25 protein-coding genes and 5 pseudogenes are annotated in these 25,181 nt (G+C 59.2%); 9 read left to right on the plus strand and 21 right to left on the minus strand.

Going from position 1 to position 25,181, the window contains the following annotated elements; genetic code table 11:
• Nucleotides 1–303: 303 nt before the first annotated feature.
• The 5 genes and pseudogenes from ACZYHG_RS33840 to ACZYHG_RS33860 form a co-directional block, all read left to right on the plus strand.
• Nucleotides 304–992 (plus strand): annotated as a pseudogene (locus ACZYHG_RS33840) (ABC transporter substrate-binding protein); the annotation flags it as partial.
• Nucleotides 993–1,000: 8 nt separating this feature from the next.
• A complete protein-coding gene (locus ACZYHG_RS33845) occupies nt 1,001–1,783 on the plus strand; it encodes an ABC transporter permease (protein WP_464615309.1) in 783 nt (260 codons plus the stop codon).
• Nucleotides 1,783–2,603 (plus strand): annotated as a pseudogene (locus ACZYHG_RS33850) (ABC transporter ATP-binding protein). The gene ACZYHG_RS33845 and the pseudogene ACZYHG_RS33850 overlap by 1 nt, the downstream one beginning before the upstream one ends.
• A gap of 28 nt (nt 2,604–2,631) precedes the next feature.
• Nucleotides 2,632–2,864: pseudogene (locus ACZYHG_RS33855) on the plus strand (2OG-Fe(II) oxygenase family protein); the annotation flags it as partial.
• Between the two features lie 375 nt (nt 2,865–3,239).
• Complete coding sequence (locus ACZYHG_RS33860) at nt 3,240–4,229, plus strand: IS5 family transposase (protein WP_464615310.1); 990 nt, start codon at nt 3,240–3,242, stop codon at nt 4,227–4,229.
• 118 nt (nt 4,230–4,347) lie between these two features.
• On the opposite strand, the gene ACZYHG_RS33865 is transcribed toward ACZYHG_RS33860, so the two are convergent.
• The 4 genes from ACZYHG_RS33865 to ACZYHG_RS33880 form a co-directional block, all read right to left on the minus strand.
• The gene (locus tag ACZYHG_RS33865; RefSeq protein ID WP_464615311.1) at nt 4,348–4,707 is read right to left on the minus strand and encodes a type II toxin-antitoxin system RelE/ParE family toxin; all 360 of its coding nucleotides are present in this window, start codon (nt 4,705–4,707) and stop codon (nt 4,348–4,350) included.
• Entirely contained in the window at nt 4,691–4,966 is a 276-nt protein-coding gene (locus ACZYHG_RS33870) for a ribbon-helix-helix domain-containing protein (protein ID WP_464615312.1), read from the minus strand. Before ACZYHG_RS33870 ends, ACZYHG_RS33865 begins: the two co-directional genes overlap by 17 nt.
• 439 nt (nt 4,967–5,405) lie before the next feature.
• Nucleotides 5,406–6,794 carry a diguanylate cyclase domain-containing protein gene (locus ACZYHG_RS33875; RefSeq protein ID WP_464615313.1) on the minus strand — a complete coding sequence of 463 codons (1,389 nt, stop codon included), beginning with the start codon at nt 6,792–6,794 and terminating at the stop codon, nt 5,406–5,408.
• Nucleotides 6,795–7,319: 525 nt separating this feature from the next.
• Nucleotides 7,320–7,679 (minus strand): diguanylate cyclase, encoded by a 360-nt coding sequence (locus ACZYHG_RS33880; protein WP_464615314.1) that lies wholly within the window; start codon nt 7,677–7,679, stop codon nt 7,320–7,322.
• Between ACZYHG_RS33880 and ACZYHG_RS33885 the strand changes: the two genes are divergently transcribed.
• Entirely contained in the window at nt 7,670–8,005 is a 336-nt protein-coding gene (locus tag ACZYHG_RS33885) for a DUF1403 family protein (protein WP_464615351.1), read from the plus strand. The two genes, ACZYHG_RS33880 and ACZYHG_RS33885, sit on opposite strands and share 10 nt — an antisense overlap.
• Here ACZYHG_RS33885 and ACZYHG_RS33890 read toward each other — a convergent pair.
• Genes ACZYHG_RS33890 through ACZYHG_RS33905 form a run of 4 tightly spaced genes read right to left on the minus strand, consistent with a single transcriptional unit; the run spans nt 7,916 to nt 10,585 of the window.
• The gene (locus ACZYHG_RS33890) at nt 7,916–8,812 is read right to left on the minus strand and encodes a metal ABC transporter substrate-binding protein (RefSeq protein ID WP_464615315.1); all 897 of its coding nucleotides are present in this window, start codon (nt 8,810–8,812) and stop codon (nt 7,916–7,918) included. The genes ACZYHG_RS33885 and ACZYHG_RS33890 overlap by 90 nt on opposite strands.
• 11 nt (nt 8,813–8,823) lie before the next feature.
• Nucleotides 8,824–9,690, minus strand: coding sequence for a zinc ABC transporter permease AztB (aztB, locus tag ACZYHG_RS33895; RefSeq protein ID WP_464615316.1), 867 nt, complete (start codon nt 9,688–9,690; stop codon nt 8,824–8,826).
• A complete protein-coding gene (gene aztA / locus ACZYHG_RS33900) occupies nt 9,687–10,448 on the minus strand; it encodes a zinc ABC transporter ATP-binding protein AztA (protein ID WP_464615352.1) in 762 nt (253 codons plus the stop codon). The genes aztB and aztA overlap by 4 nt, the downstream gene beginning before the upstream one ends.
• Nucleotides 10,448–10,585, minus strand: coding sequence for a hypothetical protein (locus tag ACZYHG_RS33905; protein WP_464615317.1), 138 nt, complete (start codon nt 10,583–10,585; stop codon nt 10,448–10,450). The genes aztA and ACZYHG_RS33905 overlap by 1 nt, the downstream gene beginning before the upstream one ends.
• 272 nt (nt 10,586–10,857) lie before the next feature.
• Here ACZYHG_RS33905 and ACZYHG_RS33910 point away from each other — a divergent pair, with 272 nt between their 5' ends.
• The 3 genes and pseudogenes from ACZYHG_RS33910 to ACZYHG_RS33920 form a co-directional block, all read left to right on the plus strand.
• On the plus strand, nt 10,858–12,006 hold the full coding sequence (locus tag ACZYHG_RS33910) for a CobW family GTP-binding protein (protein WP_464615318.1): 1,149 nt from the start codon (nt 10,858–10,860) through the stop codon (nt 12,004–12,006).
• A 46-nt stretch (nt 12,007–12,052) separates the two neighbouring features.
• Nucleotides 12,053–13,204 carry a CobW family GTP-binding protein gene (locus ACZYHG_RS33915; protein ID WP_464615319.1) on the plus strand — a complete coding sequence of 384 codons (1,152 nt, stop codon included), beginning with the start codon at nt 12,053–12,055 and terminating at the stop codon, nt 13,202–13,204.
• 26 nt (nt 13,205–13,230) lie between these two features.
• Nucleotides 13,231–13,762 (plus strand): annotated as a pseudogene (locus ACZYHG_RS33920) (IS6 family transposase); the annotation flags it as partial.
• Between the two features lie 81 nt (nt 13,763–13,843).
• On the opposite strand, the gene ACZYHG_RS33925 reads toward ACZYHG_RS33920, so the two are convergent.
• The 13 genes and pseudogenes from ACZYHG_RS33925 to ACZYHG_RS33985 all read right to left on the minus strand — a co-directional run bounded on the left by ACZYHG_RS33925 (nt 13,844) and on the right by ACZYHG_RS33985 (nt 25,166).
• Nucleotides 13,844–15,739 (minus strand): ABC transporter permease, encoded by a 1,896-nt coding sequence (locus ACZYHG_RS33925; RefSeq protein ID WP_464615320.1) that lies wholly within the window; start codon nt 15,737–15,739, stop codon nt 13,844–13,846.
• Between the two features lie 139 nt (nt 15,740–15,878).
• Nucleotides 15,879–16,970 carry an ABC transporter substrate-binding protein gene (locus ACZYHG_RS33930; protein WP_464615321.1) on the minus strand — a complete coding sequence of 364 codons (1,092 nt, stop codon included), beginning with the start codon at nt 16,968–16,970 and terminating at the stop codon, nt 15,879–15,881.
• Between the two features lie 32 nt (nt 16,971–17,002).
• Complete coding sequence (locus ACZYHG_RS33935) at nt 17,003–17,212, minus strand: hypothetical protein (protein WP_464615322.1); 210 nt, start codon at nt 17,210–17,212, stop codon at nt 17,003–17,005.
• Entirely contained in the window at nt 17,209–17,961 is a 753-nt protein-coding gene (locus ACZYHG_RS33940) for a COG4280 domain-containing protein (RefSeq protein WP_464615323.1), read from the minus strand. Before ACZYHG_RS33940 ends, ACZYHG_RS33935 begins: the two co-directional genes overlap by 4 nt.
• Nucleotides 17,962–17,993: 32 nt before the next feature.
• On the minus strand, nt 17,994–19,034 hold the full coding sequence (locus ACZYHG_RS33945; protein ID WP_464615324.1) for an ABC transporter ATP-binding protein: 1,041 nt from the start codon (nt 19,032–19,034) through the stop codon (nt 17,994–17,996).
• Between the two features lie 20 nt (nt 19,035–19,054).
• On the minus strand, nt 19,055–19,177 hold the full coding sequence (locus ACZYHG_RS33950; protein WP_464615325.1) for a hypothetical protein: 123 nt from the start codon (nt 19,175–19,177) through the stop codon (nt 19,055–19,057).
• Nucleotides 19,178–19,612: 435 nt separating this feature from the next.
• Nucleotides 19,613–19,726: pseudogene (locus ACZYHG_RS33955) on the minus strand (IS110 family RNA-guided transposase); the annotation flags it as partial.
• A 278-nt stretch (nt 19,727–20,004) separates the two neighbouring features.
• Nucleotides 20,005–21,126, minus strand: a complete 1,122-nt coding sequence (locus ACZYHG_RS33960) for an NAD(P)/FAD-dependent oxidoreductase (protein ID WP_464615326.1) — start codon at nt 21,124–21,126, stop codon at nt 20,005–20,007.
• A gap of 21 nt (nt 21,127–21,147) precedes the next feature.
• Nucleotides 21,148–21,312 carry an FAD-dependent oxidoreductase gene (locus ACZYHG_RS33965; RefSeq protein WP_464615327.1) on the minus strand — a complete coding sequence of 55 codons (165 nt, stop codon included), beginning with the start codon at nt 21,310–21,312 and terminating at the stop codon, nt 21,148–21,150.
• Between the two features lie 74 nt (nt 21,313–21,386).
• Nucleotides 21,387–22,247 carry an ABC transporter permease gene (locus ACZYHG_RS33970; protein WP_464615353.1) on the minus strand — a complete coding sequence of 287 codons (861 nt, stop codon included), beginning with the start codon at nt 22,245–22,247 and terminating at the stop codon, nt 21,387–21,389.
• A gap of 8 nt (nt 22,248–22,255) precedes the next feature.
• A complete protein-coding gene (locus ACZYHG_RS33975; RefSeq protein WP_464615328.1) occupies nt 22,256–23,191 on the minus strand; it encodes an ABC transporter permease in 936 nt (311 codons plus the stop codon).
• Nucleotides 23,191–24,183 (minus strand): ABC transporter ATP-binding protein, encoded by a 993-nt coding sequence (locus tag ACZYHG_RS33980; RefSeq protein ID WP_464615329.1) that lies wholly within the window; start codon nt 24,181–24,183, stop codon nt 23,191–23,193. The genes ACZYHG_RS33975 and ACZYHG_RS33980 overlap by 1 nt, the downstream gene beginning before the upstream one ends.
• Nucleotides 24,180–25,166, minus strand: coding sequence for an ABC transporter ATP-binding protein (locus ACZYHG_RS33985; RefSeq protein ID WP_464615330.1), 987 nt, complete (start codon nt 25,164–25,166; stop codon nt 24,180–24,182). Before ACZYHG_RS33985 ends, ACZYHG_RS33980 begins: the two co-directional genes overlap by 4 nt.
• Nucleotides 25,167–25,181: the final 15 nt, after the last annotated feature.

A 25,181-nucleotide genomic window follows, 5' to 3' on the forward strand; every position in this document is an offset into this window, starting at 1 on the left:
GGCGCAGCGCACAGGGTGACAGTGTCAGGTAATTCTTTATAAGTGTTATCTTTCGCCTCTGAAAAACCGGGGCCAGGACGCATAGATCAGAGCCAGAAGATAATGGCTGCTGCGATGCAGATGTCCTTTTCGGTGAGGCCGTGCTTTTCGAGGACGCGGCCGGTGGCGGTCTGCAAATTGGTACCGCGGAACTGCGCTACGTCATGGCAAGTCCTCAACCGTCTTGATCTGCGAATCCGGGGGCACCGCGAGATACAGCGCATCGTGGCTGCCGACTGAGGCCAGATATTTCGTCTGCAAGTCGCGCGAGCGGCCGACGAGGCCGAGATCGTTGTTGCCTATCTTCGCGCCGCAATCGAGGCCAATCAGTTGATCGCCAAGGAGCCGGAGAAATACAGTGAGCTGATCGCCAAGGTGACAGGCGTCGACGCCGAGGTCGAATACCTGTTCCATGGACCGATCTCACCTGGAAGCCGGAATACCACCAGGCTGTCGCCACTGCGATCGACACCTTGAGGCTCCTGAAAAAGACCGACCAGTCGCTCGACGTGAACAGCTTTGTCGATGACCGGTTCATAAAGGCTGCATTCAAGGCGTCTGGGCTCGATTATGATGTCTCGCTCAAGAACTATGCCCAGCTGCCTTTGAATGCCAAGGATGCTGCCACCGGTGAAGCGATCAGCGATCCCAAGCGCGTTGCTGAGATCTGGGTCCAGGGTGAGCCGCTCGTCCGACACTCTGCGTCGCCGCAGAACGCATTCAAGGCGCTCAAGGCCATCGAAGGTGAGGGCAAGCCGGTCCGAGTGTTTTATGCGCAGGACCGTGAAAGCGGCATCAAGCTGCTCGGCAATCAGGCCTGGTTCGTGCGCGCCGACGGCGGCGAAGTCAGCGCCTTCCTTCTGAAGGAAAACGCCGAGAAATGGGCCAAGGATCATGGTGGCAAGGTGCTGGATTTCGCTGCCGCCAAGGCCTCGATCATGGCCAGCAATTGAGGCTGGCCATGACGCGTTTCCACCTTGGGCGCTGGTTACGCCGGGCCGGATCCCTCGCCATCTGCCTCATTCTCTGGCAGATCGCATCGAGCCTCAGACTGAATCTCGGTATTGTCACGTTCGAGAATGTGCCATTGCCGGTTGATGTCATGTCGGAAGCGTTGGATTTCCTGCGCTCGCCCAAGTTCTTTGCCCATATTTCGAGCAGCCTGGAAAGGGTTCTGGCCGGCTTCGGCATCGCCGCCGTGATCGGTATCGGCTTCGGCCTCGTCATCGGTCGCTCACGGTGGCTCGGGGATTTCCTGCAAGCCCCGATCGAGCTCCTGCGGCCGATCCCGGCCGTCGCCTGGATTCCGCTTGCGGTTCTGATGTTTTCGTCGTCGGAACTCTCGATGATTTTCATCACCTTCACGGGCGCATTGTTTCCGATCCTGCTCAACACCGTCCATGGCGTGGAAAGCGTCGATCCAAGGCTGATCGCCTCTGCGCGCAGCCTTGGAAGCACGCGGACCGCGATGCTGTTGGAGGTCATTGTTCCAGGTGCGGCGCCAAACATCGTCACGGGCCTGGTCATCGGCATGGGCACGTCCTGGTTTTGTCTCGTCACAGCCGAGATGATCGCCGGCCAGTTCGGTATCGGTTACTACACCTGGGAATCCTACACGCTGCAAAACTATCCTGAAATCATCGTCGGCATGATCCTGATCGGGCTGTTCGGCATGGGAAGCAGCGCCCTCTTGCGAGCGGCAGGGGCGGCACTTCTTCCATGGCACACGAAGGACAGCAAATGATGAACGCCCATCAGCGCAGCTTTCGCCCGGCAACGGGCCGTATCGAGGCCAATCATGTTTCGATCCGGCTCGGTCGCGGCAGCAGTGCGTTCGAAGCCGTCAGTGATGCGAGCTTCGAAGTCTCTCCCGGCGAATTCGTCTGTCTTCTGGGGCCATCTGGCTGCGGGAAGTCGACCCTGCTCGGCGCCTTGGCGGGACATATCAAGCCAACTGCCGGCGTCCTTTCGGTCGACGGACAGCCCGTAAAAGACCCCCATCCGGAACGCGGTATCGTTTTCCAGCACCACACGCTCTTTCCGTGGAAGAACGCGCGCGACAACGTCGCTTTCGGCCTCAAGATGCGCGGCGTCAAGCGCGGGCAGCGGCGTCTCGAGTCCGACAAAATGCTCGATCTCGTCGGTCTGAACGGCTTTGCTGGGCGCTATCCCGGCCAGCTGTCCGGCGGCATGCAGCAACGCGTCGAGATCGCGCGTGTTCTCGTCAACCAGCCACGGCTGCTGCTGATGGACGAGCCCTTCGGGGCGCTCGATGCCCTGACACGGCTTCGAATGCAGGAATTGCTGCTCGATATCTGGGAGCAATTCCGCAAGACGATCCTATTCGTCACCCATGATATCGACGAAGCCCTGCTGCTCGCCGACCGGATCATCGTCATGCAGGCGCAATCCACGAGGAAATCACCGTGCCTTTCGAGAGGCCGCGCATGACCGAGATCATCGCCTCGGGCGAGTTCATGCGCCTGAAAGAGCATTGCCTGCATCTCCTTCATAGCGACAGGCGAGGGGATACTTTGCCCCGGCTTTCTCCCTTGGGCTTGTGAGTGAGTGTCGAAGCGGTCTCGACAGCCGGTCGAGTATGACGGAAGCGGGTCAATGTGGACCCGTTCCCGGGAACGCTTATTGTCAATATTGGCGAACTGCTCGAACTGGCATCGAATGGATACCTGCGGGCCACCATGCATCGCGTCGTGACGCCGCGCGGACCGACGAGCGATCCGGACAAACCGTTGTTCCGCGATGTCGGAACCAACGTTCTGAAAAGCTGGCTGCGTTCGCATCCCGCTGTGGCACGCCGGCACTAAGCCGATCTTCTCGAGTCCGGAGCAGCGCGCCGTGAGGCTTGCGGCAATGCGGAGCACGAATTTTTGCCGTCTCGCGCTTTCTTTGGAATGTCATTCGTCGCCAAAGCTCTGAAATAAGATCAAACAGGCAAAATCGTTCGGCGGTTTCCTCCCATTCCGCCGGACGGTGTTCCCCTCTGAAGGTTTTGACCTTCTTTTGGCCGGGCCGCATTCGAGCCCGGCCTTTTTTGTTCGAGGGCTCCTTGTCCAGCGGAACGCGTTTTTCGAGTTCGATGTCGCGGATGGTTGCCGGGCGTGAGGAAGGCCAGCCTGCGGATGCTGTGCGAGATTTGGGTTTAGGCAAGCGGTAACCGCAATAGCCTTTGTAGCGTAGCCATGCCTTTCAAACACAATACCAGCCGCCGCCATCATATTGAGAAGATGAAGTTCAGGGTGACGAACTGGCCAGAATATGAGGCAGGACTTCGTCATCGCGGCAGTTTGACCCTGTGGGTGACGCCGGAAGCTCTGTCCAGGTGGCAAGCACCAAGACGCAGGACACGTGGCGGCCAGCACCGCTATTCTGATCTGGCGATCGAGACCACCTTGACGCTGGGCCTTGTGTTTGGCCTGCGGCTGCGCCAGGCAGAAGGCTTGCTGGAATCGGTGCTGCAACTGATGGGGCTGGCGCTCGCTGTCCCCGATCATACCACCCTGAGCCGTCGGGCGCGGACATGGCAATCGCCCAACAAACGGCATGATCGCCAGGTTCCGCCGGAGGGACCAGTGCATGTTCTTGTCGACAGCACCGGCCTGCAGGTCTACGGCGCGGGTCAGTGGCTGGAGGAGAAGCACGGCGCCAGATCCCGTCGCAGTTGGCGCAAGCTGCATCTGGCACTGGATGCCGACAGCGGCGAGATCATTGCCCATACCCTGACTGATCAGGACACTGGCGACGTCTCTCAAGTTGAGCCACTACTCGACCAGATTGGCGGTCCGATCGGACAGTTTACTACTGACGGCGCCTATGACGGAAACCCGACTTACGACGCAGTCATCGATCATAGCGCTGCCGCCGCAATCGTCATTCCGCCTCGTGCCAACGCGGTCGAACCATTCGACGATAGACCTCCCGGCCAAAGGGACCAGCATATCGCCGCAATCGGCAGAGACGGCCGGATGAAATGGCAGGTCTCCAACGGGTATGGCAAACGCTCGCTGGTCGAGACCGCCATAGGGCGATACAAGTCCACCATCGGGCGGCGTTTGCGGGCACGGTCGCTTCCCGTTCAGCAGACCGAAGTCGCCATCGGCTACGCCGTCCTCAACCGCATGCTTGCCTGCGCACGCCCGAAATCCGCGCGCCGCAAGGCGGCCACGGCATAGTCTGCCGCTTCAAAGATCGACATCCGCGCAAGTCCGGACCCATGCACCAACGCCTTGTTCCGGTCATCCACGAAACCAATGCAAAGGCGCGCCGCCGGCCAGTGCATGGCGACCAGCTTCACCAGGCTTGCGGGCTGCCCAACATCCGTAGCAGCATCCGGCCCTGATGGTCCTGTCCTCCGAAGAATATTGCCAGAACCCTTATCAGCTTTTGTTCTTCCAAAACCTCGAAGTAGAAAATAGCCCGATGTTTTGTGACATTTCGGATGCCATCCCCGAGCTCTGGCCGGAGGGTGCCCTGAAACGGTGCGTCTGCAATCCGTTCCAGGGCTCGCTCAATCTCTGCAATACGAGATGATGCATGTTCGAAAGCGGCCTCTGGATCTTCGCCAAAATCTAGTCCGGCAGTGATGAGAAAATCGAATATCAGTTCCAGGTCAGCGGCAGCAGCTTCGGACCGTTCAACCCGAAAGGCCATATTCAGCCTTTTTTCTGCTGATCATATCCAGGGTCTGACGACGGCCTTCTTCCAGACTGACGAACTTGCCGGCACGGCGCTCCGCAAGCAGCACACTCAGTGCTTCTGTGTGTGATCGTCGAGCTTCCGTTTCATCGCGCAACATCTCCAGTCCATGCTGGATAGCCGCACTCACGCTGGAAAACCGACCTTCAGCCACAAGAGTCCGTACAAAGGAATCCTGGGACTCTGTTAGCGAGACAGACGCTTTGACACTCATCTCCAATCTCCTTCTGGCATCAGTCTATACTACTCAGTAGCATAAGGCAATATTCTCCGTTTCCACGGCACGCCCTTTGGGCCAGGCTCTATTCCGCCGCGGCCTTGCCGCAGCTCCACGGAACCCAGTGCCGGGTTTCCGCATAGTCATGTGACGATCCTTCGTGCTGCCGGCGAGATCTCGCCGGGATAGTCGCGCTCGAGGCGCGAGATCCTTCTGGGGGGACTGAGGGTCTTTGCCCTTCTCGCCCCCAAACAGGCTTCCGCCCAGCTTAGGGTAGATTGAAAGTACGTGTAAAAAAGTTCACACAGTCGATGCTTTTGCCGATCGGACGCGTTTGACGCCAAATAAAACATGATGGCTGTTTTGCTGTGCGGATCGATCGCGGCTCTATTTGACTGATGAGCCGACGGGGTTTTGGTAACAACCGGGCAGTTACTTAGCGGCTGACCACCCGAAGGGCCTTTTCCGAGTGAAACCGCGCTCTTCCTTTGCCGCTGGATTTAGCCAGGTAAAGTGCTTGATCGGCCTTATGCAGGAGAGCGGCGCTTTCCTGTCCGTCGGCGGGCGATACGGCGATGCCGATGCTAACACCGATTTCGACGACAGTGTCGGCTAGTCTGTACGGGGCTCGCAAAGTCTCAATGATTTGGTTCGCTCGCGTCCGCAACTCCTCATGATTGGTCAGCACCGGCATGACGACGACGAACTCATCACCGCCGATACGGGCCGCGGTGTCCTGCTCGCGCAGGAGCGATTGCAACCGCTCCGCGACCTGACAGAGAAGCTCATCACCGGCAGCGTGGCCGTGCCCGTCGTTGACCGCTTTGAAGCCGTCCAGATCGAGATACATGAGCGCCACGCCCGGCTGTCGGCTTTTCAGATGGCCGATAAGGTGATCCAGGCGATCAAGCAGCAGCACGCGATTGGGCAAGCCGGTAAGTGCGTCGCGCATAGCGCGAGCCTCGCTGCTGCGGATCAGCCGGGCCGCCTCTCCCGAACAGCGAAGGACGAATATCGACAGAGCCACGAAGGCGCATAGGGTGATGATGAGAACCGGTCCAGCCATTCGCAAGAGCGCATCACCGGGACGCGCAGGATCCCAGGCCAGATAGCGGGCCGTTGCCCGTATCTCGTCCGAAATGCGGATTCGCGCACGAGGATCTACACTCTCGTTATCAAAATCAACGAATCTCAGATTGGGCAGCAGATAAGTATGCCCAAGCTCGGCCAAGCGGCGTCCGTTCAAGAGGTCCACGAACACAACCAGATAGCCGGTATCCTGCGGCCGCACCTTGTCTTCGAAGGGGCGCAAGGGTGCTACCGCCACCATGGCGAGTTCGTTTCCTGCGGTTACCAGACCAGACGTTGGGCTAACGTGATCGCCGGCGCGATTATGCGCAATTATTTCGTTGAAGCCGTTGGACAGCAGCGACTGGGCATCCGTCGCTCCGCCTTTTCCATCGACGTAAGAGTAGACGGTACGATTTTCGGGGTCCAGCACGAACGACATAGCCAGCCCATAACTCTCCGCGCCGCCTTTCCCGATATTGCCGTCGACCCAGGTAAAATCGAAGCGATCGATGATCGCGGCTACGGCTTCATCCCAATGGCCGTAGTCTGCCGCTCCCTTGGCAAGGGCTTCGCCATGAACATCAACCGCAGCGCGCGCCAATCGTGCCTGTTCGCCTATCGCGGTTTTTGTCTGATAGTTTGCGAGCCAGATCAGACCGCCAGCCGAACCAACGAGGAGCAATGCAGTCAGCAGAGCAAGCGGCAAAATAACCTTGAAGAAGAATTGCCGTGTGGGATCGACTTGCCGCTGCATTTTCTCTCTCAAGGGACAGGATTTTTATAGCAAAGGGCGGCGTGAAATCTACAAACCCGGTCGCTCTCGGCTAAGTGTAGCCAGCCGCCTCTGGATTTGAGCTATGCCCGCCTTCAATCTATAAGTCGTGAAGAAAGAATCGCGGTTTAAATCTATTCCGCGTTATATTTTCAATGAAACTGCCCGCGAGTAGTGCAACTTGGGGTTTGAGTAGCAGCGTGCTACTCAGACCCCAAAGCTCACGCCAATCCCTGACGTTCACCTATCGTTCTTCAGCTTGGCCAAAATCGCATCAGCTTCGGCCCGATAGGGCCAAATAGGCCGAGACGATTTCGGCCGTCAGGGTCACCAGCAGGTCGGGGGCGTTGTCGTCGATGGCATGCGGATCTCCGGCTTTGGTGTCGCGATGTAGATAGATGAACCTGCGATTTTTTCAGCCGTGGTGGTGGTTTTGGCGTCACGCAGTGAGGGTATCGTTGCTTTGACGAAGGAGTGGCGCCGATGTGCGCTTTCTGAGATTGACACTTATACCCTGGCTATCTGGGCAGCGCTGGATTTTCCGCGCAACGGCTCTGGAGGGGATACAATCACCCGGTTCCTGCCTTGGCTTTTAGCCTCGTACCGCGCCGTATCCGCCCTCGCAACAAGCTCCAGCGGATTGAGAAACGGATTTCCCCCCCCATGCTGGAAATGCCGACGCACGCGGTAACGACGCCAAACTCGATGTGTTATGCCCAGTGACTGAAGTTCGGTCCGAAACTGCTCCGCCAGCATAACGGCGTCGGCCAATCCCGTCTCGGGAAGCAGGACGACGAATTCCTCGCAACCGTAGCGCGCCGCGACGTCGGCCGAGCCCCGCGTGATTTCCTCTAGGCATTTGCTCACGCTTTTCAGACATTGGCCGGCGTACTGATCAGCTGCTGACGGTCGCCCCGAAGCTTCGCACCAGGGGAGCAGAAACCGTGGTCCGGCAATTTCTGAGCGAAGATGCAGTGTCGATCTCGCCCCTGTCAACATTCTTCCACGAAAGGACAAGCGTCTCTAGTCGGGGCCGCTCCTGCCCTCTGCGCATCGACCTGTCGCGCGCCAAGGATCAGGCGCACGACAGAAGCAAAGGAGGGCTACATGCCCATCATGGCTGGCGCGAGCAGCGCGATGTTGTGCTTGAACATATCGAGATAGGTCGGGGCGGCCTCGTCCTTGCTCGATAGCGCGTCGGCATAAAGTTCGCCTCTGGGCTTAACGCCGGTTTCACTGGCAATCTGCTCGATCAGGCGGCTATCGCTCATGTTCTCGACGAAGAGCGCCTTGACCCCATCGGTCTTGATCTGCTGGATCAGCTTGGCGACGTCCGCAGCCGACGCCTCGCTTTCGGTGCTGATGCCTTCGGGTGCCAGGAACGTGACGCCATATTCCGCCCCGAAATAGCCGAAGGCATCATGGGTGGTGATGACCTTGCGTTGCCCTTCCGGAACCTCGGCGATCCTAGCCTTTACCTCAGCGTCGAGAGCGGCGATTTCAGCCGAATAGGCCGCAGCATTCGCTTTGTAGCTGTCGCATCCCGCTGCATCCGCCGCGCACAGTCCGGCCGTGACGTTCTTGACGTAGACGAGGCCGTTGGTCAGGCTTTGCCAGGCATGGGGATCGGTGATGGTCTCACCGTCCTCGTCCATCTTCCGCGACGAGATACCTTCGCTGGCAACGACGACCTTGCCTTTGTATCCGGTGGATTCAACGAGGCGGTTGAGCCAGCCCTCGAAGCCGAGGCCGTTGACGAAAAACAGATCCGCCTTGGTCAGCGCGACAGCGTCGGCCGGTGTCGGTTCATAGACGTGGGTGTCGGCGTTCGGGCCGACAATGGTTGTCAGCGCGATCCGGTCGCCGCCGACGCGCGAAACGATGTCGCCGAGAATCGAAAAGCTGGCAACGACGTTGAGATTGGCCGCCAGCGCGGTCGAGGATGAGAGCGCAAGGAATGCCGGGATGGCAAGCATCAGCGTACGTTTGGTGAAATTCATGTCGTTATCCTTCAAGCTGTACGGTGACGCTTTGGAGTAAGGCGGATCGTCACCATTCCGCGGCTTCCAAACAGCATGGAGACGACGTAGATCGCGCCTGCTGTCAGAATGATGGCGGGCCCGGAGGCCACGCTGAGATGGAAAGAGAGCAAAAGGCCGATATAGCTGGAGATTGCGCCGATCAGGATGGACAGAAGGCACATGCGTTCGAGGCTTCTCACCCAGAAGCGGGATGCGGCGGGCGGCAGCATCATCAGGCCGACGGCCAGCAAAGTACCCAGCGCCTGAAACCCGCCGACGAGGTTCATGACGACCAGCGCCAGGAAAATCAGGTGGATCGGATAGCCCGATTTGCTGACGCTGCGCAGGAAGACGGGATCGAGACATTCGGCAAACAAAGGACGCCAGATGACGGCAAGGATCGCCAGACTGACCGAAACGATGGCACCGATCATGATCAGTCCGTCATCGTTCAACGCCAGTACAGTTCCGAAGAGGACATGCATCAGATCGACATTGGAGCCTTTGAGGCTGACCAGCATGACGCCGAGCGCCAGCGATATCAGGTAGAATGCCGCAAGGCTGGTATCCTCCCGCTGTACAGTAAAACGCGAGACGGCACCGGCGAGAAACGCCACAAGAATGCCGGCAACAAAGCCGCCGATCGTCATCGGCAGGATTTCCAGACCCGCCACGAGGAAGCCGGCTGCTGCTCCCGGCAGGATCGCGTGCGCCATGGCGTCGCCGGTCAGGCTCATCCGCCGCAGCATGAGGAACACGCCGACCGGCCCGGCACTCAGCGAAAGGATGATGGCCCCTGCCAGCGCCCGCTGCATGAAGGCAAATTCGGCAAACGGCCCCCAGAGAAAATCTATCACGACCGTGCTTCCTTATGATCGGTATGGTCGTGCCATGGTGCCGTCTCGTCGAACGCTTCCGTCATCCGCCGCGCCCGAAGCATGTTCTCCGCCTTTAGCGTGCTTTCAGTCGGTCCCCAGGCGATCGGTTCTCGGGCAATCAACAGCGTTTGCGGAAACGTCTCGCGGACAAGGCCGGTGTCGTGCAGAACGGCGACGACGGTGCGGCTTTCCGCATGCCAGCGCAGGATGACATCGATCAGGTCCGCCGTGGTCCTTTGGTCGATCGCCGTGAACGGTTCGTCCAGGAGAATGATCTGCGCATCCTGCAGGAGAACGCGCGCAAACAGACAGCGCTGCAATTGACCGCCCGACAGCGTGTCGATCTGGCGGTGTTCGAAACCGCTGAGGCCGACGGCCTCCAGCGCACTGGCTATATCTATGCGATCGCGTCCGGAGATTTCGCGAAACAGACCTCGACGCTTCCACAGACCGAGTGCGACAAGATCGTTGACGGTTGCCGGAAAGCTTCGATCGATGTCGGCGATCTGCGGCAGGTAGGCGATGTCACGCGCGGGCGTGCCGTGGTGTTCGATGCGCCCGCCAAGCGGCGTGATCGTTCCCATCATACCTTTAAGCAACGTCGATTTGCCCGCGCCGTTCGGACCGACGATCGCCGTCAGCGATCCCTTCGCAAAACTGCCGCTTAGATGATGGACCGCAGGATGGCCGTCATAACCAAGCGTCAGATCGTGCAGCGTGACGGCGGACGCAGGCATCATGAACCGGACACCAGCGGAATAAGCGTCAGCCAGATGGCGACAATCGCAACAGCGGCAATCATCAACCGCCCCGCTATCGACATCATGCCGAGGGACGGCCATTTCCGGCGCTTCAAGAATGTCTCAGACTGCATGGAGACTCCGCAAGGGCAATTCGACCTTGACGTTGTCCTATGTGATGTTATTACATTTGTCTATCGAATTGTAATGTTATTACCTTTCAGGCGTTGGGAATATATGACACGGTTTTCGGCTGATACATCCAGCGCAGTGCGCAGACAGACGATGAATCAAGAAGCGGTTACAGGTCGCCTCGGGGACGGCGGGTGGCATCTGGGTACTTTTTGCGGTCTTCTGAAACAGTTAGCACGCGAGGCGCACAGGCCGTCATGCGGATGGTGCATCGATGCCTAAGATTCCTGTGATCATCCTCACGGGTTTCCTTGGGTCTGGCAAAACCACACTGCTGAACGCAATCCTGGAAAATCCAGCCTTTGACGATAGCGCCGTCATCATCAACGAATTCGGTGATGTCGCAATCGATCACGACCTGGTGCGTATCGGATCGCGCGAGATGCTGCGCACATCCACCAGGTGTTTGTGCTGCACGCTTGGAAGCGATCTCAGGGCAACGCTGTTCGAACTGCACGAGGCTGCACGCACAGGCGCTATGCCGAAATTTTCGCGCGTGATCATCGAGACCACCGGACTTGTCGATCCGGCCCCGCTGGTCAACCAGCTCTTGCCAGGCGTCACGCCGGCGATGGGCCTGCGCGATCATGTCGTCGCCCGCTCCTATGATCTCGCAGGGTTCGTGGCAACAGTCGACATGGTCACGGGCGAACTGGCGATCGAGAACCATTTCGAGGCCGCCAAGCAGATTGCCTTCGCCGACCGAGTCGTCATCACCAAGACCGATCTTGCACTCGATCCGGCATCGAAAAAAGACATCGCGGCACTGGCGGACCGGTTGCAAGGTATTAACCCGGCCGCCCTGATCGTCGATCGACATTCCGCAGATTTCAATGTTGCGGAGCTTTTCGAGCCGAGGGCCTACGTGCCTTCGGCTATTGGTGACGACGTCACAGCATGGCTGGCGCTGGACCAGGTGATCGGTCGCAATCAGGGCCATACGAAAGCACGGCCCAGTAATTTTGACAGGCATGGCGGGCGGATCCGCAGCTTTTCTATTGTCCGCGAACTGGCCGTCGAGCCGGAGGCGTTCGACCGGTTTCTCGATATCCTTCGCCAGTCGGCCGGAGCACGGCTCCTGCGGGTAAAGGGATTGGTCGGTTTCGCAACCGATCCGGACCGGCCGCGCATTGTTCATGCGGTCCAGCACGCGGTCTTCCCTCCGGTCGTTCTTAACGCGTGGCCAAGTGACGACCACACCACGCGCCTCGTTTTTATCACCGACGGTATCGATGAGAAGCCAATCCGAGAGCTGTTCGAGGCAACCCTCCACGCCCGTCCCGTCAGTCTTTCATCCTTGCTCGCGCGCGTCCCGCGATCTGTGACGGAATTGGGCGGGGGCCTGCTCCGGCGCTTGCGATGACGGGCCAAGATTACTTCAAGTAACACGCCAACGAACGGAAACGAACATGAACATCGCCAACATACAGACGCCCGTCACCGTGCTCACAGGCTATCTCGGCGCGGGCAAGACCACGCTCCTCAATCGGATTCTTTCCGAACAGCATGGCAAGAAATACGCCGTCATCGTCAACGAGTTCGGCGAAGTCGGCATCGACAACGACCTGATCGTGGACGCGGACGAGGAAGTCTTCGAGATGAACAATGGCTGCATCTGCTGCACGGTGCGCGGCGATCTCATCCGCATCATTGAAGGGCTGATGCGGCGCCCGGGCCGCTTTGATGCGATTCTCATCGAAACGACCGGCCTTGCCGACCCGGCGCCAGTCGCGCAAACCTTCTTCGTCGATGATGATGTTCGAGCTAAAACCAGGCTCGACGCGATCGTCACAGTCGTCGATGCCAAGCATGTGCTCGATGAAATCGAACAGGCGCACGAAGCACAGGAGCAGCTGGCCTTCGCCGACGTCGTCGTTCTGAACAAGACCGATCTGGTGACGGAAGCCCAGTTGCAGGACGTGGAGGCGCGCATCCGCCGGATCAATCCGACAGCCACCATCCATCGCACCGAGCGCTGCGACATTCCTCTCGACAAGGTTCTGGATTGCGGCGCTTTCGACCTCGACCGGATCCTGGAGATCGAGCCCGACTTCATCGACGGCGATCATGACCACGAGCACGACGACCACATCCAGAGTTTCTCGCTAATTGCCAAGGAGCCGCTCGACCCGCAGAAATTTATGCCCTGGGTCCAGACGATCGTGCAGCGCTTCGGTGCGGACCTCCTCCGCATGAAGGGTATTCTGTCCTTCAAGAACGACGATGACCGGTTTGTGGTTCAGGCAGTGCACATGCTGCTCGAAGGCGATCATCAGCGCCCCTCCTCAGTCGGGGTATCCACTTCCTCATCAATCCCGAATGGACACCCCTGCGGCGCTCGCTGTCTTCGAGCTCCTCAACGATCTCGCCGACAGCATCTGGTCGCACTACGGCGTCCAGCTCCAGGAACTTATCCAGGAGCAGCAACGAGCACCGACCGATCACAGCAATATCGAAAACGCCCCGTCCTCGTTCTAAAGCACACATCCTCGACACGCGGCGGCCTGCAAAGGCCGCCTTTTTGTTCCGTCCACAAGCACCAAACCCTTGTCGTCGTTTAGACGCGCTTTTGAAAAGCCATCAACACATGGTCGAAGATCTGCTGGCGGCGCGTGGGACATCGTTTCGCACCAGACCGTGCGTCTCTGGGTGGAGAAATTGGTAGGCATTTCGCCAATGATATCCGGAGGCGATCCGCCGGCAGGCTCGGCGACAAATGGTACCTCGATGAGGTCGTCATCTCCATTGGCGGCAAGAAGCACTGGCTGTGGCGCGCTGTCGATCAGGACGGTTTTGTTCTCGACGTGCTGGTGCAGAACCGCCGCAATACCAAGGCCGCCAAACGCCTGATGCGAAAGCTTATGAAAGGACAGGGGCGCTCGCCGCGCGTCATGATCACCGACAAGCTGCGATCCTATGGTGCGGCAAAGCGCGACATCATGCCCGGCGTCGAACATCGATCACACAAAGGCCTGAACAACCGGGCGGAGAATTCCCATGACCCTGTCGCCAACCTTTTTCACATTCCACGCCACGAGATCTCATCAGACAATCATCGCGAACTGAGAACCGAAGCCATGCAGATGTGGAACGAAATCGCACGCCTGCAAACCGCATAAGCGAAAGCCGCGTGCAACATTTTTGACCGGTGTCGGTTAACTTTACGGTGCCGCTGATCATGCTCAGCTTGGCCGGAATGGTCAAAGCCTTCGAGGAGCACCGACGATCAGCGGATCTGTGTTACAGGTCGTGTCGGACGATAGAGCGTTTGTTTCCACTAATCCCGTCCGATGGTCCGGAAAAGTTTGGCGACCGTCCTTGCGTCCGAAAGACAGTGGTCCAGGAAGGCCATGCCCTCGATGCCGGCGCTCAAGCAATCGGTTCACCACCTTTACAATCGCGGCCCCAAATCCGAGCACGATAGCGGCCTCGACGCATAGGGCACATGCTTCTGCCTCACGCCCGTTCGAGAACCGCTCGACGAGAACGACCGGCAGAGGTGGCCCAGTGACGGGAACAAGGAATTCTGAGATCGCCAGCGAGAACATCGCATGAAGGGCCGAAATCCCGAACGCGGCCGTCAAGCCGGTTGTAATCAGCGGTACGACAATCGCTCTCATGTGCAGCCAATCCGAAGCGCCGGCCAAAAGCGAAGCGTCGCGCAGCGAAGGCTTAAGCCGCTCAATCGCGGCAAGAAGCAGAAGAAACGCATAAGGCAAGGCGGTGGCAACATAGCCGATCATCAGAGCCGTCGAGGTTCCATAGATAGGCAGATCTCGAATGCCGGGGATCCGGCAATAGACGAGCACGTATCCAACCGCTTGGATGATCTCGGGAAGGCCGGTGATGATAACGGCCGCCGTGCCTATCGCCGCCCTTTTCCTGCTTCCGTAGTTCGCCGTCCAATAGGCGAGTTGCAAGCCGATGAGGCTCGCCACGACACCCGTTCCGATCGCATAGCCGACGCTTGAAACGAGTGCCTGGATCGACGGTTCGCTTCCGCCGATCACTTCGGCAAACCAATGGAGCGAAAGATTTTGCCAGGCGAGGCCACCGCTCAGCGTGAGGGTGCTCGCCCTCAACACAATGGCAGCGAGCGGCAGCACGACAGCCGCCAAGACGATCACAAGCAAGATGGCGATCAGCGGACCCTCGGCGTGGCCGGGCCTGAATCTTTGGTAGGTCCTAAGGCCATGGCCAGCGGCTTGGCCTCGCCACCCGCTCTTTATTCTCCCGACATAAGCCACTATCGCCACCAAGCCCAACAGCAGCGTTGATTGGGCTGCGGCAGCAGCGAGGTCTCCCGGATATTGCAGCGTCGCGGCATAAATGTTGTAGGTCAGCAGCCCGACATTCATGGAGTGTGCGATCGTCGATGCAAAGCCGAAATCGCCAATCACATGGGCAAAACTGACAAGCCAGGCCAGCGCGAGCGCCTGTCCGATCACCGGCAGAACTACTCGCCGCACGACCACTCGTGCCGAGGCCCCGGTGAGGCGCCCCGCCTCGATCATCCCGGGATTGAGACCTGAAAGCCCGACGCGCGCGAGGAAGTAGGGAATGGGGAACACTGCGAGGGACTCGACAAGCATCAGCCCGGGCAGGCTGAAGAACCGTTCGGCTGCATCGGACGACAGTAGCCCCAAGTGAACCAGATAGCCGCTTGGCGACAGAAGCAGGACCCATGCGAGCCCCTTGAAGATGTCCGGCGTCATGAACACGATCCAGGGAACAGCCACCCAAAGCCGGCGCCCCCTTACGGTGGTCAGATCAACGATCAAGGCAATAGCGGTCCCGACTGCTGTAGCGAAAGTCGCCGCGACACAGGCCACGAGGCACGAATTGAGCACGCCTCGTGCCAAGCGCGGAGAAGACGCCAGCTCCAAAAACGGCGCCACCGACAAGCCGAAGTCAGGCCGCCGCGGTGCGAAGATGTTGGGTATTAATGCTTGAAGTATCACCGCCGCTAGTGGCAGCAGGATCAAGCAGCAGGTCAAGCTCCAAAGCGTCATCATGGCAGGCAACGAACGCCATTGCCGGAGAGGCAGTCCCGAGCGAAACAGAGGGAGAATACTTTCATTGCCAATCGTCATCATCGAAATCCGTTCAGGGGCAAGCGCGCCGGTGAAACGCGCTCATCAGATCCACGCGCAGCGCATCCGATGCGTACGAAAAGGAAGTATTCCATTCGGGGTCTGGCTGGCATCCGTGGGGACAACGACGGCATCGATGCGCTCAAGGCGCAAAAGTGTTTCGGTACCAGCTCTTCCACTCTCGCTCCTTCTGCACGATCGTGTTGTCATCGGAGCGGATCCAATCTTGCTTGTCGGGCCGGCCGCCCTTGGCTGCAACGCCTTGCACGATGGGTCCAAAATAACTGTCGTCATCGCCGGAGGTCATCATCGACTTCTGGCCGTCGGGGCTGAGAACGAAGCGAATGAAGTCCTGAGCGGTACTTTCTTTTTTTGTCGCGGCCGAAATGCCGATGCAGGTCACGAGCGCAACGCTTCCCTCGCTCGGATAGACGACCTGAACCGGTTCGCCCTTGGCAATCAGGCCGTAAATCGCGCTATCTTGCTGAATGACGACTTTCGCCTGTCCAGAAATCAGCGCGCGATTGACGTCGCCGCCCGAAAGGCCCGCCATTGCCCTGTTGGTCAGCACGCTGGTAAGCAGCGCCTTGCCAGCCACCTCGCCGTCTGTTTGGAACAATTCGGCCATTCCGTGGAACGCAGAGCCCGACAGAACTGGGTCCTTCATCGCCACCTGGCCGGCGAAACGCCGGAGATCGGACCAGGACTTGGGCGCCTCGCTGGTGGCAAGAATTTTCGTGTTAATGGCCATGGCTACGCCGCTCACCGCTGTGGGCAAAAAGGTGGCACCGAGAGGGATAAGCGTCTTTCCGGTGCTCGAATAGGCTAGCGATCGCGCGAGATCCGGCTGCGGCTTCAAAAGATCATCAGCTGCCACGCGGCTCATGACCGCCGAGCCCTCAACCCAGAGCACGTCGAATAGCGGATTGTTTCCTTCGGCGGCAATCTTGCCGAGCAGTTCGCCCGTCGGAACTACGACGAGGTTGACCGCGATCCCGCTCCTTTGGGTGAAGAGAGTTGCAACCGGCCGTGCCGAGCCGATGGCGGAATAGACCGTAATGGAGTCGGCGGCGATCGCCGCACTCGCAAGGGCACCGAGAATGGCCGCCGCGCTGACCACGCACTTGAAAAAACCAATCATGCTATGCTCCCAATTTGACGGCCGCGAATGCTGCCTCAGCGCCGCAACACCGATCATGTTGACTTCTCGTTTCAGCGTTGAAATGCGATCCATTTCCGCGCCAGTTATTCCGTGGTTGCACGAGTTCATTGCCGCTTGGTAGCGCGTTTCATGCTCTCAGCAAGGATGACAATCGCGCCGACCAACAGCAGGGGGCCGCCGACGAGCCCCGAAACGCCCACCAGCTTGACTAGTCCTGTGACGATCGCGATCCAGAACACAGTAAGGAGAGCCAGCATGCCGTCGTCGACGAACATGCCGACCAGTTCGGCAAATGCGATGCGCATCGCGTTCATTCGGCGGCTCCTTCGGCAATGCGGTGGATGCCGCGCAGCCAACGCACGGCGGAAAGCGAAAAGACAGCGAGGACGACGAATATGCCGACCAGCATCAGATCGGAGCCCAGCCACTCAACGCCAAGCCCCTCACCAATCCAGAACACGCCGAAGCTGGTAAGCATCAGGCCAACTACAAATTTCAGGCTGTTTTCTGGCACTCGTGATAGCGGCTTGTGCGCCATGAGCCCTATCACCAGCACGGCGATGAAGGCGGCCAGCGCGCCGAGCCCGGCATAGAGCGTCGCCCCACGGGCGGCGCCTACTGCAATTACGATAAACACCACTTCGACGCCCTCAAGCAGCACGGCCTTGAACGCCGTGACCCCGGCGAGATAGTCGGCTCGCTTGTCTGCTTTCTGCTTGGAAAGCGTCTCGGTTTCAGTGGCGAACGCCCTGTCCTCGTCATGCAGGGCGATATAGCCGGAAGCTCGGAGTACCGCCTTTCTCAGCCAGCGCATGCCAAAAAGCATCAAGAGAACGCCGATGACATATTGCAGGAGTTGTAACGGGATCAGCGTCAGCAGCGGCCCGAGCAGCAATACCAGCCCGGCGAGCACGACAAAGGCGACGCCGGTGCCAATGAAGGCCGGACGCCAACTCTGGGTGATGCCGACGGCCAGCACAATGGTGAAGGCTTCTACTACCTCGACGAGTGAGGCGAGGAACGAGGCAGTAATAGTCGAGGTAATTGCTGTGATGTCATTCATGGTCGTTTCGCTCCCTACCGCAGTCTAAGCGTTCATGCCGAAAGAATTACGCAGCGCTCCGGTGGGAGCGAGAAAACCAGTTCCTTGCCCGGCTCGACGCCTTCATGCCAGTCGATCCTCACCTTGTGGCCGCCGATATCGAGGCCAAGCTGCCAGCACCGACCTTGAAAGGCGCGCGAATGCACGGTGGCGGCGAGCCGGCTTTCGGGATGTGCGTCGGCACGACGGGCATCCTCGGGGCGAACAACGAGAATGCTATTGCCGTTTTGGACAGTGGGGATTGCAAGCGCGCCCCGATCGTCGCCGTCTACGCGAAAATGACCGACTTCCGCCTTGCCACGAACCAGTGAGAAGCCGATGAAGCTGGAAACGAAGGCGTTGGCTGGAGCGTCGTAGATGCGCGCCGGGGTGTCGAACTGCGCAATGCGCCCGTCGCACATCACCGCGATGCGGTCTGAGACCGCCATCGCCTCGGCCTGGTCATGCGTGACGTAGATCACGGTGATGCGCTCGCGGCGCACCAGTTCCATCATCTCGGTGCGCATGTCCTCGCGCAGCGCGGCGTCAAGGTTGGATAGCGGCTCGTCGAACAGTATCAGCGCAGGCCTTGCGGCAAGGCACCGCGCGATTGCGACACGCTGTTGCTGGCCGCCGGAAAGTTCGGTGGGATAGCGCTCGGCGTAGGGTAGCAACCGCGCCACTTCCAGCGCATGGGAGATGCGGCTTCTGATTTCCGCCTGTGGTATCTTCTGGGCTTTGAGGCCGAAAGCAAGGTTTCCCTCCACCGTCATGTGCGGCCATAACGCATAATCCTGGAAAACCATGCCGATGCGGCGCTTTTCCACCGGAACCTTAGATGTCCGGCTCCAGATCACCTTCCTGTTCAGCGTGATGGTGCCGTCGTCGGGGTCATGCAGCCCGGCGATGGAGCGCAACAGCGTGGTCTTGCCGGAGCCGCTAGCGCCGAGCAACGAGACCACTTCACCGGCGGCGACGTCGAGATCGAGCGTGTCTAGCACCCGCTTGCCGCCGAGCGACTTCACGATGCCCTTGCAGTCCAGTGCGGCAGTCATACGGCGTCTCCTTGGAACGGTTAGGACGAGCGGCACAGTGAGAGGCAGTTGATCGCGGTCCCGCTCACGGCAGCGATCGCCGCACTTGCGAGGGTGCCGAGAATGGCCGCCGCGACGATCGTGTACTTGATAAAACCAATCATGCTATCCTTCCAATTTCGCAGTCGCGGATGCTGCCTCATCGCCCTCGCAGCACCGAACGTGCAGCCTTCTCTCGAAATGCGCACCATGACGATTGTTTATGGTCGCTCTGCTACAACAGCATGACGGTTATCGAAAAATGCGATGTAAAGATCTCCATTTACGATAGGCTGATAGGCTTGAAGTATCTAATCGGGCGCGATGCCGTACTGCGAAGTTCGGCACCGCAAAAGTTGCTGTTGCACGTGTCTTGGCTATTCGCGAGGCACGAAACTGCCTGCGTTCCTGCATTCTGGCCCCTTTTGATGACGAACAAAGCCAGCTCCCGGCGCCGCGACCGCAATCAGAGCAGCGATCGTCCGTTCTAGGTATTTGCCGTTCGGAGCCTCTTTGGGCGGAAGTTGCCCAATATCCCTGGGAGCGACAATCCCGTCATAAAGATCGTCGGAGTGGTTGACGACCTCTACCTCGCAGCAGATCCTGCCGGATTCATCGACAATGCAAACTGCGGTCTCTTTCACCGCGACATCGAGGCCGATAAAGTGTTGCATGCTCCGCTTCTATTGCTGGTGCTTGTGGCTGTTTGGACAGACCACCTTCCGTCAGCAGCTCGAAGCGCAGTACCGTCCTGCATTGCCGTTGAAGTAGGGGCGCAAGTCGGATAGCCCATCGATCCGCGAAATCATTCACTGTAACGCGGGCCTCCGTTAAGCAGGGGCCCAAAAATCGCTCATGAGAGCATGCAACATCGCACCCAATTGCGTGACCGAATCCTGACCTTGGCGCATCCTGCGCCGAGGTCATATAACGCCCTGAACTCCGTGGGTCGTCAGGCTGCAGGCGTAGCCGCAGTTGAAAACCGCATGGGCCCATAGGCTTCAAAATCCGCCGAAGTTCGGCCGTACAGCACTTCCTCTACGGCAGCGCGGCCTACCAGCGGGCTGAGCGATATTCCTGAATGCATGACTGCGACGTGATAGCCGCCGACACCAGTAAGAGAACCAAATACCGGCTTCCCGTCGACAGGATAGGGTCTGACTGTGATCCTCACCTCAGCGATCTTGACGTCTCGCACGTCCGGAAGAACTGTTTCGACAAGTCGGGCAATTTCTTCAGCACCGGCTTTCCCGGCATCGGGCGCATCAATGTCGTTCAGCGTCTGATCAGCGGATTTCGCATGCAAGAGCAGTCGGCCTGCGCCTTCGGGCTTGATATAGATTTTTGGCGCCTTGATGACCCTGCTGACGTTGTTGCGGTTCACGTCTGTGATTACAGTCATCCCTGGTCGCCAATCCAACGGAATTGAATATCCGAGACGAATACCGATGGCGTTGGCCCCGCGGCCTGCGCAATTGATGACGGAGTCGGCTTCCAATTCGCGACCATCGGCAAGGCGAACACCCGTTATCCGGCCCGAGCGCTCCACGAGTTCCGTCACTTTGGCCTCGACCAGAATAGCTCCTCGCTGCTCCGCGCCGCGCATGAGAACGTGACGGTACGAGACAGTGTCGACGGCGCCATCCGTAGGGTAATAGACGGCTTCGCAGCCTTCAAGACTTGACGGGGAGACATCTGGTTCCAAGGCCAGCACATCATCCGCGCTCAAGACCTCGATGGGGTGTCCGTACGAACGCAGACGATCAAGCCGCCCGGCATGCTCTCTTGCTTTCTCTGTACCCGCCGGCCACCATTCGATAGATCCAGTCAGTCTTAGCCAATTCGCATGTCCGATCTCCTCGCCCAACTCGCGATGGGCCCTGTTTCCACGCATCACCAGGTGATAGTATTCCTCTGGGCGCTTGTCGTGAGCGTTCAACCAGGCGAAGCTGGTGAGTGTGGCTCCACCTCTCAAGCCCTCAGGATCAACAACTGTGACCGCCGCGCCTTCTTTCGCCAGGTGGTAAGCAACAGAGCAACCAACTGCCCCCGCGCCAATCACAATCACTTTCATGTTCAACTCCTAGTTTTTGGTTTATTTCGAACGCTTCGAAATGCCGTCTTTGGGACGACTGAATAAGCTGTTTATGGCGCGAGAAGGTTCATCGCAGACTGCCATCCAACCGCTGGCGCCTTCTTGCGCCAAGTGATAAGCAATGGAGCAACCAATTGCCCCCGCTCCGATAACAATTATTCTCATTTATGAAACCTTGCGATCTGTTTGATCCTCTTGCCCCTGACAGGGCTGCCGTCTTCGATTGCTGTTTTACCGCATCACTGCAGTCCTTTGTCCAGCCGGTCGCGCAGCCAGTCGCCCAACAAGCTGATCGCGAGCGTCGTCGTGACGATCAGCACAGCAGGCGCAAACATGATCCAGGGCGCACGGGTCATATACTCCCGGCCATAGCCGACCATATTGCCGAGGCTCGTCAGCGGGGGCTGAACGCCAAGGCCCAGAAAGGACAAGCTGCTTTCCATGAGGATGATCTCCGGGAAGGTAAGCGTCATGGAAACAATGAGCGTCGATGAGATATTCGGCAGGATATGACGCACATATACCCCCGTCGGGCTCGCACCCAATTGACGAACAGCACCCGCGTAGCCTTGTGCACTGGCGGAGATCGCAAGCCCGCGAGAGATACGGGCATAACGCTCCCAGCCGTAAAGCCCCATCAGTCCAATGAACAATGGCAAAGCGTTGCCGAAAAACGCAAGCACCGAGAGCGAAAGGATAAGGAACGGCATGGCCGCCTGGAAGTCGGCGAGCATCAGGATGAACTGCTCGATGCGACCGCGAAAGTGGGCCGCCGCAAAACCCATCGTCGTGCCGAAGCAAGCCGAAATCAGCGTCGCCCCCAGCGCGACCAGAACCGAGATACGAACGGACACGATCAATCGCGACAGAATATCGCGCCCCAATTCGTCCGTTCCGAGCAGATGCTGCGGGTGGAATGGCGATGCCAGCCGGTTCGGCAGATCAAGAGCGGTGTATTGGTATGGGGTGATTTGATCGGCGAGCAGCGCTACGGCGACGATAAGAACAATCCAGAGCACGCTGACGATAACGGAGAATGGGATCCGGCGGTTGGGGTTCTTCCGCTTGCCAGCTGCTGTTTCGGTCACTTTTTCCATCATTTTCATTCTCAGTGTCCTCGGCCAGAGTTGGCTTCGGCCAGACGCGGATCGAGAAAGCCGTAGAGAAAGTCCACGACGAGATTGGAAAGCACCATTGCGACAGCGACCAGCAGGAGAATGCATTGCACGACCGCCAGATCGCGGGCTGTCACCGACACGACCAGCAGATTACCGACACCCGGCCAAGAGAACACGCTCTCGACCACAACCGAACCAGCGATCAGATTGCCAACCATGAAGCCGACAATGGTAACGGTGGGAATCGCGGCGTTCGGCAGGGCGTGGCCACGCACCACCGCAGCCCAAGGGATTCCCTTGGCACTGGCAGTACGAATGTAGGGTTGCCCCAGCACTTCCAGCATCGCGCTTCGCACGAAGCGGGCGAGTACGGCGGCGCCGCCAACGCCGAGAGTGATAATCGGCAGGATGAGATGCAGTAGACTGCCCGTGCCGCCGGTCGGCAGCCAGGCAAACCAGATTGACAGGACTTGAACCAGGACGAGTCCGAGGACAAAGCTTGGTACCGTATAGCCGGCGACCGCCGTGACCATAACGGCGCGGTCGATGGCGCTGTCCCGGTGCAGAGCGGCATAGATACCGGCTGGAATGCCGATCGCCAACTTCATCACAAGTGCAGGCAGGGTCAGCATGAGCGTTGCCGGGATACGTCCGAGGACAAGGTCAAGTGCCGGCCCGCCGCCACGCATCGACCGGCCGAGCTCGCCCTGGAAAATCGCTGCGAAATAGTGGAGATATTGCATCCAGAGCGGCTGATCGAGACCCCACTCCCGGCGAAAGGCGGCCATGGCCTCCGGCGCGGCATCGTCGCCCATGATACTGCGGGCTGGATCTCCGGAAAGCCTGAGGACGATGAAGGCGAATGTGATCACCAGCACGACTGTCAGAACGGCACGGAGGATACGGATAGCAGCGAACCGAAGCATCAGATTCCAACCTCCTTGGTCGGTTGGGCGGCATCGACGGCATGACAAGCGACGGAGCGTCCGTCCGGCAGCGTTGAGAATGTGGGGGAAAGGCTCATGCACTCCGGCCGCACGACGGGACAGCGAGGGTGGAACGCGCAGCCCGTCGGACGGTCTGCGGGATTGGGTGGTTCGCCTTTGAGGATGATGCGCTCACGCGTGCGCCGGCCTGCAACAGGGACTGCCGATACCAGGGCCCTCGTGTAAGGGTGCGTAGGGTTCGAGAGCACAAGATTTGTCTCGCCATATTCGACTATGCGCCCAAGATACATCACAGCAATACGCTGACTGACCTGGCGAACCACTTTCAAATCGTGACTGATAAACAGAAGACTGAGACGCAGGTCCTTTTGGAGGTCCATGAGAAGGTTCACCACCTGGGCCTGGATCGATACGTCCAGAGCCGAGACCGGCTCGTCGCAGACCAGCAACGCCGGTTGCATGATCAGCGCCCGGGCAAGAACGGCCCGCTGACGCTGCCCACCCGACAGCTGATGCGGCAGACTTGCGGCGTGACTGGCATTCAGGCCGACCGCGTCGAGCATCGCCAGCGCCTTGTCGTTCCGCTCCGATGCAGATCCGATGTCGTGAATGTCGAGAGGTTCGCGGACCTGATCGAGGATGGACAGTCGGCGGTCCAGCGCGGCGAGTGTATCCTGGTAGATCATCTGCATTTGCGTGCGCATGCGGCGCCAGGCTGGTGTATCGGTGGTCGGCAGTTCAGACCCGCGGAACAGCACAGATCCGCTGTTCGGTCGTTCAAGACCAAGCGCTATCCGTCCTGTCGTTGATTTTCCCGAACCGGATTCGCCGACGAGCGCCAGCGTCTCCCCCTGTTGCAGCGACAGCGACACGTCATCGACGGCATGGACAGGCACCTTTCTTGCGAAGAGGCCCTGCCGCGTCGAATAGCTTCGGGAAATGCCGTGCAGTTCAAGAATGTTTTCAGTCATGCCAGCACGCTTTTGTTGACGTTCGGGGATTGCTGGGCCTCAGTGGCGGCCCCTGCAATGCAGGCGGAGAAATGGCCGCCTTCGGTTTGCGCGAGTGGTGGAACAGCTTCTTCACAAACTGCCAGACGTTGCGGACAGCGGGGCGCAAACGGGCAACCCGGAGGCATGTTTGCCGGCTCCGGCACCTGTCCTTCGATGGGAATGAGCCGATGCAACGCGCCGTCGAAAGGTGGTACAGCCGCAAGGAGACCTTGCGTATAGGGATGCTGCGGGTTTGCAAAGATCGGGCCTGACGGCGCCGTCTCGACGACGCGGCCGCCATACATGACCATGATGCGTTCGCAGGTCTCGGAAACGACGCCGAGATCGTGGCTGATCAGGACAAGAGCCATGCCCGTCTCGCGGCGAATGGTGGTCAGCAGATCCAGTATCTGAGCCTGGATCGTGGCGTCGAGCGCGGTTGTCGGCTCGTCGGCAACCAGGACGTCCGGTTTTCCGGCGAGCGCCATGGCAATCATGACCCGCTGGTTCTGGCCGCCAGACAGTTCATGGGGATAGGCGTCGAGCCGACGCCCCGCGTCCGGCAGGCCCACGAGTTCGAAAAGACGTTTCGTTTCCGCCCGAATGCTCGATCCCGACACCCCCTGATGTCGCGCGAGAACTTCGCCAACCTGTCGGCCAATCCGGATAACAGGATTGAGCGCGCTCGACGGATCCTGAAAGATCATCGCCACGCGCCCGCCCCTGATCCGGTCGAGCCGCGTGGCTGCTGCGCCCAGCATTTCCTCCCCGTCCAGACGGACGCTTCCTGACACGGTGGCCGTGCGCGGCAGCAGCCCGAGGGCGGCAAGCCAGGTGACGGACTTGCCGCACCCTGACTCGCCCACAATACCAAGCGCTTCGCCCCGTGAAAGCGTGAGGTCGATCCCCCGAATGACCCGCACGCCGCTGAAGTCGACGGCCAGGCCCTCGATCGTGAGCAATGCTCCCGGCGACGA

The organism is Mesorhizobium subarcticum, from assembly GCF_055456085.1.

Excerpts from the sequence above, each read along its gene's own strand:
- ACZYHG_RS33910 (WP_464615318.1), top strand. The coding sequence starts at position 10,858 with ATGCCTAAGATTCCTGTGATCATCCTCACGGGTTTCCTTGGGTCTGGC.
- ACZYHG_RS33845 (WP_464615309.1), top strand. The coding sequence starts at position 1,001 with ATGACGCGTTTCCACCTTGGGCGCTGGTTACGCCGGGCCGGATCCCTC.
- ACZYHG_RS33870 (WP_464615312.1), bottom strand. The coding sequence starts at position 4,966 with ATGAGTGTCAAAGCGTCTGTCTCGCTAACAGAGTCCCAGGATTCCTTT.
- ACZYHG_RS33935 (WP_464615322.1), bottom strand. The coding sequence starts at position 17,212 with ATGAACGCGATGCGCATCGCATTTGCCGAACTGGTCGGCATGTTCGTC.
- ACZYHG_RS33890 (WP_464615315.1), bottom strand. The coding sequence starts at position 8,812 with ATGAATTTCACCAAACGTACGCTGATGCTTGCCATCCCGGCATTCCTT.
- ACZYHG_RS33915 (WP_464615319.1), top strand. The coding sequence starts at position 12,053 with ATGAACATCGCCAACATACAGACGCCCGTCACCGTGCTCACAGGCTAT.
- ACZYHG_RS33960 (WP_464615326.1), bottom strand. The coding sequence starts at position 21,126 with ATGAAAGTGATTGTGATTGGCGCGGGGGCAGTTGGTTGCTCTGTTGCT.
- ACZYHG_RS33975 (WP_464615328.1), bottom strand. The coding sequence starts at position 23,191 with ATGCTTCGGTTCGCTGCTATCCGTATCCTCCGTGCCGTTCTGACAGTC.
- ACZYHG_RS33925 (WP_464615320.1), bottom strand. The coding sequence starts at position 15,739 with ATGATGACGATTGGCAATGAAAGTATTCTCCCTCTGTTTCGCTCGGGA.
- ACZYHG_RS33860 (WP_464615310.1), top strand. The coding sequence starts at position 3,240 with ATGCCTTTCAAACACAATACCAGCCGCCGCCATCATATTGAGAAGATG.
- ACZYHG_RS33970 (WP_464615353.1), bottom strand. The coding sequence starts at position 22,247 with ATGATGGAAAAAGTGACCGAAACAGCAGCTGGCAAGCGGAAGAACCCC.
- ACZYHG_RS33945 (WP_464615324.1), bottom strand. The coding sequence starts at position 19,034 with ATGACTGCCGCACTGGACTGCAAGGGCATCGTGAAGTCGCTCGGCGGC.
- aztA (WP_464615352.1), bottom strand. The coding sequence starts at position 10,448 with ATGCCTGCGTCCGCCGTCACGCTGCACGATCTGACGCTTGGTTATGAC.
- ACZYHG_RS33965 (WP_464615327.1), bottom strand. The coding sequence starts at position 21,312 with ATGAGAATAATTGTTATCGGAGCGGGGGCAATTGGTTGCTCCATTGCT.
- ACZYHG_RS33950 (WP_464615325.1), bottom strand. The coding sequence starts at position 19,177 with ATGATTGGTTTTATCAAGTACACGATCGTCGCGGCGGCCATTCTCGGC.
- ACZYHG_RS33875 (WP_464615313.1), bottom strand. The coding sequence starts at position 6,794 with ATGCAGCGGCAAGTCGATCCCACACGGCAATTCTTCTTCAAGGTTATT.
- ACZYHG_RS33940 (WP_464615323.1), bottom strand. The coding sequence starts at position 17,961 with ATGAATGACATCACAGCAATTACCTCGACTATTACTGCCTCGTTCCTC.
- ACZYHG_RS33930 (WP_464615321.1), bottom strand. The coding sequence starts at position 16,970 with ATGGATCGCATTTCAACGCTGAAACGAGAAGTCAACATGATCGGTGTT.
- ACZYHG_RS33905 (WP_464615317.1), bottom strand. The coding sequence starts at position 10,585 with ATGCAGTCTGAGACATTCTTGAAGCGCCGGAAATGGCCGTCCCTCGGC.
- ACZYHG_RS33980 (WP_464615329.1), bottom strand. The coding sequence starts at position 24,183 with ATGACTGAAAACATTCTTGAACTGCACGGCATTTCCCGAAGCTATTCG.
- ACZYHG_RS33865 (WP_464615311.1), bottom strand. The coding sequence starts at position 4,707 with ATGGCCTTTCGGGTTGAACGGTCCGAAGCTGCTGCCGCTGACCTGGAA.